General features: G+C 45.9%; 7 protein-coding genes. 1 reads left to right on the forward strand and 6 read right to left on the reverse strand.

The genetic code is table 11. The features are described from left to right. Positions 1-4: 4 nt before the first annotated feature. From MADE_RS20015 to MADE_RS14385, 5 genes are read right to left on the reverse strand one after another with little or no spacing between them, the layout of a single operon-like run. Positions 5-2401, reverse strand: coding sequence for a phage tail tip fiber protein (locus MADE_RS20015; protein WP_012519335.1), 2397 nt, complete (start codon positions 2399-2401; stop codon positions 5-7). Then, positions 2398-4041 carry a hypothetical protein gene (locus tag MADE_RS14370; protein WP_012519336.1) on the reverse strand — a complete coding sequence of 548 codons (1644 nt, stop codon included), beginning with the start codon at positions 4039-4041 and terminating at the stop codon, positions 2398-2400. The genes MADE_RS20015 and MADE_RS14370 overlap by 4 nt, the downstream gene beginning before the upstream one ends. Positions 4042-4070: 29 nt before the next feature. Next, positions 4071-10520: a hypothetical protein gene (locus MADE_RS14375; RefSeq protein WP_012519337.1), complete on the reverse strand. Its 6450-nt coding sequence runs from the start codon at positions 10518-10520 to the stop codon at positions 4071-4073. 5 nt (positions 10521-10525) lie between these two features. Then, positions 10526-12319, reverse strand: a complete 1794-nt coding sequence (locus MADE_RS14380; RefSeq protein WP_012519338.1) for a hypothetical protein — start codon at positions 12317-12319, stop codon at positions 10526-10528. A gap of 1 nt (position 12320) precedes the next feature. Continuing rightward, on the reverse strand, positions 12321-12899 hold the full coding sequence (locus tag MADE_RS14385; RefSeq protein WP_012519339.1) for a hypothetical protein: 579 nt from the start codon (positions 12897-12899) through the stop codon (positions 12321-12323). 97 nt (positions 12900-12996) lie between these two features. On the opposite strand from MADE_RS14385, the gene MADE_RS14390 reads away from it, so the two are divergent. Further along, the gene (locus tag MADE_RS14390; RefSeq protein ID WP_012519340.1) at positions 12997-13389 is read left to right on the forward strand and encodes a hypothetical protein; all 393 of its coding nucleotides are present in this window, start codon (positions 12997-12999) and stop codon (positions 13387-13389) included. On the opposite strand, the gene MADE_RS14395 is transcribed toward MADE_RS14390, so the two are convergent. Beyond that, positions 13372-14013 (reverse strand): hypothetical protein, encoded by a 642-nt coding sequence (locus tag MADE_RS14395; RefSeq protein ID WP_012519341.1) that lies wholly within the window; start codon positions 14011-14013, stop codon positions 13372-13374. The genes MADE_RS14390 and MADE_RS14395 overlap by 18 nt on opposite strands. Position 14014 lies beyond the last annotated feature (1 nt).

Here is a 14014-nt window from a genome sequence, read left to right on the forward strand (position 1 = left end):
TCATTTATTGTGTGTAGAGGGCGCTAATGTTTTTCAATGAGTTCCCCTGTTTAGTCACATCAACACATATTGAATTTTGCAATATAGTTGAGTCCCTATCAGCGTTCATAATAAGTTTTAGATTTTTTGTGCTGTTACCTTTTGCTATAAAAGCACCAAAAGCAGACCCTACTGTTTCACCTAATTCTATGCTGTTAACGCTAAACCGTTGAACCTCTAATTCATCAAGATAAAGCACCATATCTAAATCCATGGGAGTATTTTTATTAGCTACGGCTGTGTTTTGTATTTGTACGTAGCTTATGTAAACGTACCTATCGAAATATGGCCCTACGTATCCAGGATCTACGTCTACGTCCAGTATTACCGTTGGGGTGTTTGGAGGTACTTCCACTGCAGGGTCGACATTCAAAATATACCGATCTAATACATCACCTTCGATGTTCTGGGCATAAACTGTACCTTCTACTGTACAAGTATCTTTGATTGTTACGTTATCTAACGTACCAGACTCGGCTTGTATTTCACCTTGGAAATATCCGTTTTCAAAATAGGCATCTACCCCAGTTAACACGCCGAACTCGTCAATGAACGTTTTATTATTAACGTTTAGTGTCACGCCGATTAATTGGCCGCCCTGTATAATAGGCGACGTAATTTGTTTACCCGCAAATAAATCACCAACAATGATACTGTCTGCGACCAGACTCGTTATAGTTGCGGTGTCTACTAGCAGCGTATCGATCAGTACGTACCCATCTTCGTTAATAATAAACGGGATGACTTCTTCACCATTAGCGGGGTTGTGTACAGAAAATGTATCTGCTGCTATATGGAACCCCGTTCTTATTTCCCCGTCGTCGTCTGTGCGTGCTACAAACCCTACCCCATATTGTAGGTCGTTGATCGTGGTCTTGATCCCCCACTGTGCTGTATATTTGTTTTCAGCGTCTAGCGCTGTCGACATTATTTCCGATAATGAGTAAGACACATCACCGTTGTCTACGGTTAGGGTATCTCCTATTGCTGCCATTAGCTCGCCGTCAATATTTGCCAATACAGCATCGACTGAGTCGATAAACGATCCTATTAATTTCGGTGTGCCATCTGGGTTTGTTTTTATCGTTCCATCGGGGTTCCGTTCAAAGATCTCAGCGGTTAGATTATCTATACGTGCCGCTGTACTGGCTACCTCATCCGCTGTCGCAGCTTCTACGCTACTAGCAAATCCGCCGGTTAAAATCGGATTACCGTCTTCGTCTAAAATAAGCTCGCCATTTTCGTCTTCCTGAAAAATACTGGCGCTTACTGTATTAAGTTTAGTTGCGGTTGCCTCTCGTTCTTCCGCTGTGACCTTTTCGACGGATGTATTAAACCCACCGCTAAGGATAGGGACACCATCTTCATCTACTACATAAGAACCATCAGGGTTAACCTGGAAAATAGCAGCGGCTAATTGGTTTCTGCTTTCTGCTTCAGCGCTAAAAGCATCTGCCGTTACTTTATCCACTGATGTGATAAACGACCCCGCGAATACCTTATCTCCGTCATTGTCTAAAATAACGTTGCCGTTCTCATCTGTGTCATAAATCGACGCAGTTAGCTGTTCTATTTTTTCTACGCTAGCAAGGTTCTCGGTTTCTACGACTTCTACGAACTCGTCGTATTTAGTACCTAATCTGCTTTCTGTAAGGATCAGCTGTGTGCCTACCGCTTGCACGGTTTCTTGGAGTCCTAACACTGTACCGAAGTAGTCATTATCGAGGATGTCCATAGCGTCCGTGATATCGTTTTGCCATATACTTAAACTAGCTAAAACATCTTCGCGTGCTTGGTCTATTACTGCGTCGTAACTTAATGCCGTCTCTGCGTACAGGCCATTGGTGCTATGATAAGGGCCTGCTACGCCATTAACGTTTACAAACCGGACCCAGTAATAATGCGCGCTTTGCGGGTCTACGATATCGCTGTATAAAAACCCGTTGTTCGTGCCTATTAAAACAGCAGAGCCTACATCTATTGTCTGGTTAGGATCATCAGAGTTCTCGGTTATCCGATATACTTCAGCAAAGGCATGACCGTTATAACTCGGTAAATCCCATGACAAAAGAACAAAGTCTATCCCCGCGTGGGCGTTAACGTTTGTCGGAGCCGGCGGAGTTTCTACTGGACCGCCACCGGTGCTAGGCGGAGATAATGAAATCCCGCCGTTAAGTGAGAGATTTAAACTGGCAATACCGCCGTCGCCTAAATCACGAAAAGTTACAGCGCGATCTATGGCCTTACCGCGACGCCCCATTTGAACTTCTAACCCTTCTCTTATGCTTTCTAAGAAAGGTCGCATTTCTCGTGGAACAGTGCCGGGGACCGGAGGGATACCCCCCGTGCGAGTTTTACTCATAACTCACTCCAGTCGCTGGCTAGGTAAACCCCTGTTACTTGTCCTGTGCCGTGGATTTTTACTTCCCACTCGTTGGCGAGAAAACCCGATTCCATATAAACAGGACGGCTATCATCGACGGTAAAGTCAGTGCTGTTCACGAGCTGATCATCATAATAAGCATATACGGTCACTTGAGCTGGGTAGTATTTCGCTTTGACTTTAAGTAATGCGAAGTTCAGCGCTTGGTCCATTTGCACGCGCTTGGATACCCACTCATAACTAAGGGTAGTTTCACCTTTGTTGAATTTTGCTATCTGCCCGTTTGTTTTATTTAAGTACAGAGTATCGTCATGACGGTGCCCGCAGTCCGCATAAAAATCTAAGTCTATCCACGAAACGCTACCGCCCCTTGGATCTAGAATAAAACCCCTATCGCCGCTTTCTGCTTCGCAAAATCCGAAGTATTTCCCCTCGTGGTATATGCCCCATATCGTGCTAGGGTTAAGTTCCCCCCATTCATCTTGGGAAAAAATACCCTCGGTTAATACTTTAAGTTCACCGTTGGCGATGCCACATAGACCGTCCGGGCTTGCGTACATGACAATGTTTTCGCCAGACACGATTGAGCGTCTAGAGACACATGGTTGTTGGTAATTTAATGGCGCCAACGACATCGACGATGGATCAGAGCCATATACTAAATACGGAATATCCTTGGTTAATACCACGGCGCCGTTATCGGTTATTGCGCAGCCTACTATGTCTTTGATGGGTTTGCGATACGCGATAGGCCAGGCGTAAGGTAAATTAATCTCGGAGAAACAAATCTCTGTTTTGGTTACCCCGATAAGATACCCGTTCGCTGCTGCACCCATCCAAAACAAAGGACCGTCGGGATATAACGAAGTATCGTCATCCGGTGGGCCATCCCATTCTGCAGACGCTATCACCGGACCTAGTTCGTCAGATTCTAGTGAATCAGTGTGAGTGGTTTGTGAGGCGAGTAACTCCGCACATAGCTGATAGGACCCAGATTCTGTGCCAGCATTTGATCGGTATATTCTAATTCTTGCGCCGCTTCCCATGTTGCTGTTACCACCAGACGGTATGGTTAAACTTAGGTCTACCGACTGATCGGGGAAATACACATCAACCGAGTTGCTCGGCAGACTAGGCACAGACTCCCACCCCCATGCGTTGACATAAGTGTACACATACGAAACGGTTTCCGCGTCGAGCGGATCGGCTTCTGCAGGCGTTGCTCCTTGCACTGATATGTTAGGGGCAAGACTTGGAGAGGGTACGCTTAATCTATACGAGGTTGATGGGTACGGCTCACCCGCCAGGGCTAAATCGTTTCGCGTTACTCTTGGATAATCCGTATCTGCGATAAATACATACTTGTACGGGTCGTTCACAATAGGAGATGGAACGAACGACACTACGTCGTTGTCCACGAACCAATACGTGTCTTCATACAAAAATATGGTCTTTTTACCGACAGCGCTTTTTCCGATTTCTAGCATGCTTCGGTAAGGTTCTAACCGCCCCCTGTCTAGCCGCGTGTTCAACGCTTTCTGGGCATACCCGTCAGCAAGCTGTGACGGGGCTATCATGGGGGCTGCGCCACCGAATTGTTCGAACGCTATTACGGACATATCAACCTCATATAATCATTGATTATATTTTACTGGAAAAGATCATCGATGTCATAGCCTAAAAGTTTGCCGCCTGTCTGCGATACATAAGGTATGGCACGTCTTAGTCCAGCGGTGATTTCTAGTCCGTCTCGTCCAAAAAACGAATCGATGTGTTCTGCTGTCGGCCCCAATAAAGAAGCCAACGGCGAGTCTCCATACTTAGGCGCGTTATACATACCTACTAACAATGACGCAGGTCCTAGACCGCCTGCCCTATCGAACAACTCAAAGGTATAGGCTGCCGCGCCCATTTTGGCGCTTGGCCCTTCGAAGTTACCGTACTTGATAAACTCTTTTAGCTCTAGACCTATCGCCGCTAAACCCATTAAAGGCACCCCTGCGAACAACAACGGTGTGAGAGATTTGGGGATACTATCGCCTCTACGTTGACGGGCTTTAATTTCTCGCGCCATGCCCTTGATAACCGTCGTACCAAAGGCCCAGTAAAAAGATTTTAACTGCCACACGAGCTGATGGAAGAAACCTAGATCACTTCCCCATGTTGGTCGTTGTGCAGCGTTAGGTCTTAATATTGATTCGTCGGCGAACTGGTTAACTGCCGCCACTATTTTATCGATGCCGGGATCTTTACCGTCAGAAACTTTAGGGCTTCCTTTTCTTTGCCAGTACTTCACATCGTCTCGTGTTAACCCTAGTTCGTTTAAGAATCTAGCGCCATGTCGTTGGTTATTTGCTGATTCCTCTATAAAGTGAAACCCAGCTGACATCGCCATTATTCGCGTTGTTTTCGTAAACCACTCTAGACCAATAGCACGGAAAAATCTGTCATTCCATTTCTGTACTGTAGGATCGGTGAATGTCCCGCCGTATTGCTGGTTAATAATCGACGTTACCGTATCGTGCTGAATAACACCTATTGTTCTTGCGATAAGTTCTAAATCGTCTCTGTTTTTAAACGCATCGAACAGTACTTTAGACTGTTTAACCATACTGCCGAAACTGTCTACTTTCCCCCGTGCCATAATATTAGCGATATCGGTCACTGAGCTTATAGTGGCAAAAGCTAAAGTAGTGTAATACTGCATCGCCATCATCCACTGTTGGAGCTTACGCGATTCAGGGCTGATGCTAATACCTAAGCGTCCCATGTAACCTTCGATTATATGTCGCGCTTCTTTTTGACGGTCTTCCGGTAGCTTTTCTATGGCCTCGTCTATTCTCCCGTTAGGGTTCCAATATTCCGGCGGCTTAGGAGGATTGCTTTTTAGATAATCTATCTGGTCTTGCAAAGCCGCTTTGAAACTCAAGTCAGGATGCGTGAGTAGTTGTTCTTCTAACGACGCTATCATTTCGTTGTGGTTTTGCACTTCTTCGCGGAAGTTCTTCGCTATTTCAGAAACACGTTCTAGCGTTTTTGGGTTTACATACTGCGTTTGTGCTTGGCGTTTAAGACGGTTTTCCAAATCTTCGACTGTGTTATACGCACCAGCGCGAGTCTCGTATTCTGCACGCGATGTTGTTTTGTGGATGTATTTAAACAGCCTATGACTTGGCGTAGCCATGAAACGTTCTAAGGCTGACTCCGGGATATCTTTTAGCATACGCGTTGAAACGTTGTCGTTTCCTGGTGCGCGTAGCCCAGAGTCTTCGAACAGTTCTTCTGATATAGCGCCTTCTTCCGCGATTATAGTACGGATGATCTCTTCCATTTTGGCGTTAGATATATCTGGCATCGCGTTTCTAAGTACCGCTTTGAAACCTTCGATGTCATTGATAATGGCTTCTGGGTCGTAGATCCTAGGCATGTAGTCATCTATCTTACCTAGCTTTCCACCCATTCTTTCGGCAGCATACTTCCACATATCATCCATGATTTCTTTGAACTCTGGCGTCTGCTGGTTTATGGCATTGTCGCGTAGCCACTCATCCCATAGGTCTGGGTCTTCTGGCATGATGTCCTTAAAACGTGCCTCCCACTGTGCTTGCTTTTGTGCACGGGCGTTAAACCAACCTTTGAGCTGCGGCGTGTTTTCTGACTTTAACCCACCTTTTTTTAAGAACCCGTTGCTAAGAAGAGTAGCCAGTGACTCGTCTGAATCTGCCACATGGTCTTTGTGTACGCTGTATATCATACCGTTCCAGAACACGTTCTCACCAACTGAGTACGATTCACCGAACGTATATTTCCTTTCCGCTGTTCTAAAAAGAGAACTGTCTGTATGGTCAGTAGTTGTTGACCGAGAATAAAAAATATTTGCGATGATAGACCCTTCCGCGCCCATCTTGCGTAGGCGCGCATCTGCAGTGCGATATAGCTTATCTGCGTCGCGGCCTATTTTTCTAGCAAATGCACTGTTGGTAATCGAGGCTAGTTTGCGCTTTACTGCATTAAATTCTTCGCGCCCGTAGTTTTTAAATTCACCAAAACCTACGCGGTCTTTACCAGAAAACAAACCATCGCGTACTGCTTTATCCATAAACTTAGCGAACTGGTGATTAGTCTTGAATCTGTCGGGTAAGATTTCTTTTAATGCATCGAAGATACGTTTAAATCCAGCAAAAAAGTGCTCTTTCCAGCTTTTAAGCGCAGGGCGATTTTCACGTTGTTTTTTACCGGAGAACGTATCTTTCGCCCACGCGGCGGTTTGATCTGCGAACCACTCTTCGAAGTCAGGTTCACCTGATTCTTTAAACTCTTTTTCTAGCCGTGCTTTGTCGGCGTTTGAAACGGTATCCCATTTGGTATTAAACAGAACATGGCCGAATTCGTGAGCGAGGATAAGTAAACGTTTAGCCTGGGTTTTAGGATTTTTAACTCTACCTGATTTAAGGCCTATAACCGCAAAGTCTCCCATAGGTATATAACGGCCGCCAGTCTCGCCTGATTTCAGTGCTTTGTGTAGGTTTTCTATAGGCTTTAACGGCAGTCGTATTTTCCCTGCTTTGATCCCTCGTATAACGGCATCGAGGTCGGATTCGTCGAGAACAAGGAGCGGTGTTTCGTTACCAAGTAATTTACGTACTTTTTGTAGAAACGTTTTTTCTTTTGCATCAATGCCTCTGCTTACTCGTATGCCATCAATATCTTCTAAATTAATTTCCGTATCGATGTCGCGTCTGCCGGTTGGCCCGGCAAACGTATCTTCGAGTTCGTTATTGGTGTCTTCGTTAAGACGACTTTTCGGCGCATCCGTTGTTTCGTTGTTTTGCACTTCTTTGCGCGTATTAGAAGCCCTTACAAAGTTACCTTGCTGCTGCTGTTTTTGTGCTTCTTCACGGCGTTGTTCTATGCTTTCTATTTCTCGGTCTAGCTCGCTAATCCGGTTGTCCCAGTAAGTGATTTCCTGGCGTGCTCGATCTTGGGCTTTTTTATCGCCTTTGCGAGAAGCGTCTGCATATTTAGCTTTGTTTTCTTCTAGTTTATTAACGGCATTAGTTTGCTGTTCTTCGGCTACGCGAATTTCTTCGCTAAACGAATCAGGATTAAATGCGCCTTTTCTTCCTTCGTAACCTTTATTGTTTACGAAGCTGTCTTGCTGATTGTATTCGTCGCGGGTTTGGTTCGTTTTCGCCTCTGACTCTACGCGTCTGATTGTCGCTTTGTGACGATCTACACGCTCTTGTAGCTTGCTTATTTGTGCTTGGATCTCAGGTGCTTGTTCTGGGTTGCTCGCCAGGCCCTGGGACAATTCCGATATTTCGCTGTTTAACGACTGAATCTTAGTTCGGGCATACTCGATTCTGCCTCGGTCTTTGTTGCTTAGCCTAACCGGGTCGTCTCCCAGACCGCGTTCTTTTTTAGCAGCTTCTACTAGCTCATTATACGTGTACTTTTTACCGTCAATAGTAGCCACGGTATGGGTAGAAGACTCACTTGTTATGTCATCCACGGCGCGTGGGGGCAACCCCATTTCTGTAAGTTGAGCAAGTGCTAAGTTCATTGCGTTGATATAACGCTCAAACTCGTTCCGCGTCGATACGCTATCAGCGCGTTCTATATCTAGAAAACCGCCGCTGTGTGTTCCGTCCTTATCTTTTTTACCTAGCAATAAGCGATGGAAGTTCACATTGCGGGTTTTATTGTCGTTATCAACAAAACTGATTTGTCCGCCTTTTCTGTATGCGCCTGCGCCATAGCGGATAGCAGAGCTCACTACGTCGTCGAGATTTTTGCTTTTACCTTTAATTGATATTTTCTGTGTCGAAGGATCTTGGTCTTTGGAAACACTAAATCCGCCAAAGGTTACATCACTGTTATTGCCGTCGACTTCGTTTTCGTTAACTTCGGCTAGATCAAGTAGGCGGCCAGCAGGGCTTTCGTACCCACCTGACTCTTCACGGATTTGTTCTTTTTCCTGGTTAACATCTTGGCGTTGACGTTTTACTAAGTCTTTTATTCTCCGACGAAGAACCTGTTTGATTTGGTCCGGTTTAACAAACGCCAATTGCCCGTTCTCGCCTGCGCGAACGTGTTGCGCAGCAATAATACTATCGAGTGAACCTTTTGAAGCTAGTACAGGTGAGCCGTAGTTTCCGTCTTTATCTATCGGGATTACGCCAACTTCTACCTCATCAGGCTTTGCGTTTACTCCGTAGTTTTGTACCGCACCCGTGCCTTCTTCTTTTAACAGTTGCACAACTGCAGGGTCTTTGAAAAACAAACGGCCACCAATGACTTGTTTGTCATCTGTCATATCAGGAGTGATTTCTACTGACTGAACAGATTTATCCTCAAGTAATAGCTGTGGGGTTTCTTCGCCGGGGGTTTGAATATAGCCCGGCTGACGGTCTTGCATAAACGCATTAGCAGAAAAAGCAATTTCTTTATTAGACGAAGGCACGGGTAAACCAGCTTTAGTAAAGCCTTCGATAATTTTATCTGCTTCTTGTTCCTCATCTAGCACCTGTGTTTGGATTTGAGAACGCATCTGTTCGCGGGGTAACGTGTTTTCCTGTTGCTCGAGCGTTGGTTGCTCTTGATCGAGTGCCTGTGTTTGAACCTGCGAGCGCATCTGGTCGCGCGGTAACGTGTTTTCTTTCGGCGCTAATAACTCGGCAATAGGCGATACTTCTACCGGCGGTTGCTCTTGGTCGAGTACCTGTGTTTGAACTTGCGAACGCATCTGATCGCGTGGTAGCGTGCCATCTGTTTGCGTGGTACCAAGAAGTTCTGCTATCGGGTCTGCTTCTGGCTGTGCCACTTCTTGGGTACTTACTTTCGAAGTATATACCGGCGATGACACGCCTAGCTGCGGCGCAGGTGTATTAACCTCCCCGTCTATGGGCGCGGCTTCTATCCCCGCTGCTTGTTCTTGGTTACCAGCAAACGGTTCACTCGGAATAAATTCTCCGTCGAGCGGCCCTGGCGCCATCTGGGTATTTTGCTGCACTTCTTCGGTATTAACTTTAGATGTGTAGTTTGGCCCAGTCGGGGATGCTTCGCCCTCGAACGTTTGCCCTTGCGGTTGTGTAAACGTAGTTTGCGGTCCAGTAGGATCTTCCGCAGGTAGATACTCTCCCATGAGTTCTTCTACTTGGGGCGGTAGCGTAATTCGTGTTTCATCGTCTTTTTGACTGGCCTGATATAAATCCAGCATAGACGACGTTAGCTGCGTACCGGCACCTGTAGTACCGCCCACGATACCGCCTTGTATCATGGAGTTTAAGATCTCATCGAAGTTGTCTTGGGTCAGCACAGATGTATCAGTTAAATCGGCGATCGCCGCTTTGTCTAACGTAGTCTGTGCACCCTCGGTTATAGATTCTAGGCCCGATTGCTTACCTAGCTGTTCGGCTGCTCTTTTAAATAAGTCTTTGACGTTTGCCGTTTTGCCTACTGAACTGGACAGGTCATCGAATAACTTGGCAAGTGGGCCGACTTCTAAAGCCGTTTTTGCTGCACCTACGGTTAGTGCCGCAATAGGATTTTCGATACCTGCTTCGTTAAACTCTAACTGGGTTTCACCAACTGTCTGAGGAATGTTATTAACGACAAGCCCTGCTTTGAAAGCGCCAAGCGCTTGTTTACGAGTGACTTGCCCCATGATGGCTTTGCCCAGTGCAGCTTTTGCAGCAATGCTACCAAACCCGCCAATAGCGGTAGTAGCGAAATCATAGGTTTGTTCGCCTAACGCCGATGCAGCGTAATCACCGAAATCCGCAAACGTTTCGATGTCTTTATAAGAAGAAATCCGCGCAGGGTTTAGCGCGGCGTCTTTTAGGTTTTTTTCTATGCCGTCTTTAGCCCACTCTTCGGCGGCTTCTGCACCTACTAATTGGCTAAGTGCTTGTATAAATCCATACCCTGCGGCTTGGTTGTTATCTGTTCCGCGATACACCCCTTTCATAAATTCACTAGGGTTATTTGTTGATGTCGCGGTATTAATAGATTGGCCGACATTCCCTGCCATTAGTTCGTCAACAGGCGAAGTATTAGAAGGTGTTCCGCCTAGTAGTTCTGCAATTGGGTCTGCCATACAACCTACTTATTGAAGTTTGTTATCATTGTTTTGAATTCGTCCATGGTGATGCCTGGCGTTTTCTTTGCCTGTTTTACATAAGTTGCGAAAAGCATCTCTGGCGTTATGTTTGGGCGACCTGCGTTTTGTAACTCGCGCGACAGCACCATGCCTTTTTCTATAAATGCATCCGAAAGTGATTCGTTGCCTATTGCCCCTGCGGCTGATACCGCAGCACCAAGAACCGTAGGATTTATGTTGTGCACAACGCTTTCCCCTTCGCGGAAAGAAAACCAGTCTTGGTATTCGTCTGCCGCTTTTTCGCCAATACGACGCCCTGCAATAACTGTATTGATATTGTCAGAGTTAATAATGTCTTTACCCAAAATAGATTGCGCTTTTTGGAACTCATTTAACACTGACGACTCTGCGATAGCCCTTTCGTTTTCATCCATGTCGTCGTAATCTTCAACGGTTAATCGCGCCAAATGTCCTGCAACGCGTTCGTTTAAATCTAGCGTTTTAGCAGGGTCTGTTGGTTTCGCTTTCGCTGCACCGGCTGCGACGAGTAAATCTACTTTGGTTTTTTCCGCTTCTTTAGTGGTAGGGATATCCGCCGAACCAAAACGTGCGAAGTTTTGCCCTTGCTGCATGTCCCAGATTCCGCTAGACAGGTTCGTTACGATAGTGTCGTATTTTTCTGTACCTGTTAAACGAGAACCTGATGCTGCTTTACCCACTTTTTGGATGGCTTTATCTTGCATCTCTGGGGTGACTTTACTCGGATCAATAACGTAGTTCTTAGGTGCTTTAGCTATCGCACTCGGGTCTTGTAATTGCCTGATGTTCTCGGGTTTACCACTTGCGAGTGCTTTGATATTGGCTTTGTTTTGGTTAATAAGATCACGCTGGGCGTTAGTAACTGGCGATGCTTCCGCGTAGTTGTTAACCGCATCAGGACCTTTTTTAGTAAAGCTGCCCCATTCTGTTGGCATGCTTCTTTGCTGTGGTCTTGTAGTAGCTGTAGCTTCGGCACCCGACGTGAGTTCTAAGAACGATTGTCCTTGGTCCGGTGTAACTGATGTGTCAACCGGTACTGGCACTTCTTGTGGCGCAGGAGCAAAGCCTCCGCCAGTTTGGGTATACATTTGTGTTAATGCTTCCGGCGTTACACCTAATCGTTGGTTAAGCGTCTGCAGAGAGTTTTGGTAAAGCGCGTTTACCTGTGAGCCAGAGTATACTCGTTTGTAGGGGTTACCACCTTTAACAGACTGATAAGTTACTTCGTAGCTTCCGTCATTTAGGCGATTAGCCCCAAGTATCTGATCCTCACCTAATGCGCCGGTAGTATCCGTTCTGCGCAGTAATGACAGCACTTCGCGACCTTGACCTGCATCGTATAGTTCATCAACTGATTTTGCACGCACTGACTGGGTATTTGCATCGGGGGTGTAAAACATGCCCACGCCGTTGCGGAGAATTTGGTCGCGTTTTAGTGCGTCTGCTTCTTGGATTCCTAGGTCATGCAATTCTTGTTTTCTAGAATCTGTGTTACGCATAGTATATGCTTGTGCACTATACATATCACCCATGTTGGCTTTGAACGTAGCATCGGTATTCGCGGCTTGTTGCTTAATACCTAAATCTACATCGACTTGATCTAGAGCGCGGCCTGCTTCTTTCTGACGTGCGATTTCTTTAACGCGATTTAGTTGCGCAAGTTCGTTTCGATATTCTTCATCTAGATCTTGTTGACGTCTCGCGCTCTGATAATTTAGCGCGGTAGAAAGTAATTGTGCTGGATTAAAATCTGTCATTTTAAATACCCATTAATAGCATTGCGCCTGCTGTAGTCGCCAAGCCTAAGTTAGTTGAATCCGCCTGGGCCTGTCCGTTTAGGTATGCTTGCTCTCTTGAGCTCGCCATCCCTGTCCCATCTGCCAGGCCTTGAACTGCCGATTGTTGGTTATTTACCGCGATTGACATTAAGTTAGATAGGTTTTCGAAATTCGATGTTTCTTGGTCTACCCTAGCGTTATTGACATTCGCGTCACCCTGTGCAGAAGCATTAACAGCATTTGTTCTTTGCATTAATTTTTGCTGCGCTGGAGTTAATGCAGTCACCCCACGACTTAGGTCCAGGTTTTGGTTCTTCGTGGTTTTTGCCAGCAACGATGCGGCGTCTTCTTTAGCGGTATCGATAAGCTCTGTTGAGTTTATCTCTCCGATCATTTGATCGATAAACGGTGAATAGTTTTTAGAGTAGTTTTGAGACATTTGTCTGTTGGCTTGTGCCAATGAAGTCTCTGCAGCCGAGTCTGAAAAAACGCTCGACAACGGTGTTGTTAGACTAGACATATATTGTTTTGTATTAACGCTAGGGAGTCGATTCAGCATTTTTTCGGCCTTACTATAATCATTGATTATATTTTAACACGCATATTGACAATGAGCCATTTATCTCTAAGGTAAAGTTTTATCTTAGGGAACAACGATGAAACTACTTTATTTATTAGCCTTCATGCCGATGGTTTGCTCCGCTTATGATGGACTGGAGCAAGCCCAGATAATTATATGCGGTGTTATAGCCGAAGACCTTAAAAACACTTACACCATGAAAGATTTGGACCCTGATGTGTTTTTCGATGAGTATAATAAGATCCAAGAAGAAACTGGGCTATGGACCGAACAAGGTAAGGAAAAATCGTACGCCCACGCTTCTTATGTCGCTAATAAGACTAAGACTGAATTTGCGGACCTAAATCCGGTCGGTAAAAGGCGCGACCCTGTATACCAGCTATTCAATGATATACATGATAGTTCATTCCATGCATGGGGTTTTTATAGCTGCGAGGGTATGTACCGGCGATTAAATGCCGGTGAATGATCCCAACGTCGGTGTGGGCATGTTTACTATTTTAGCCCCATTGTTGCCAGCGCCGAAATTACCTAACCATCCACGGCCGGTTGTTTGACCGGTCTTCATGTCGAATTTACCGTTAGCAAAAATACCGTCATTATTGGCGTAGTTCATACCGCCTAGCATTGCGAGTGTAGCGACTGAACTAATCATATTAGACTCTTTTTGGGCGTCGCGTTGCATGTCTTGAAGTATTTCGTTGGTGTTGGTTTGTGCTAGAGCGCTGGTACCACTTTGAGCGGTTGTAGCCATACCTTTACCGACTCGAAGGGCATTCAATCGTTTGTTATCTAAATCTTGCTTACCTAACTGACGGGCGTTAGTTGCTCCGCGCATTTCCGCTGTTGCACCGGCGCGGTTTATGCCCAGGTCTGCTAAAACGTTGCCCGTTTTCATAGAGGCTGTAGCTTGGTTAGCATCGGCGTTGGCGCGGTTAAGAAGTTTTTGTGTGTTGTCTTTTGATACGCGCGCGAGATAAGGATCTTGCGCTGCAGCAAGAACTTTGTTGGCTTCATTAATATCCCTGATGCTTTGGGTGTATAAGTCGCGTTCGCCTTGCAATGCAGCCTGTTTTTTTGGACCTGATGCCATG

Source organism: Alteromonas mediterranea DE, from assembly GCF_000020585.3.
Lineage (GTDB): Bacteria > Pseudomonadota > Gammaproteobacteria > Enterobacterales > Alteromonadaceae > Alteromonas > Alteromonas mediterranea.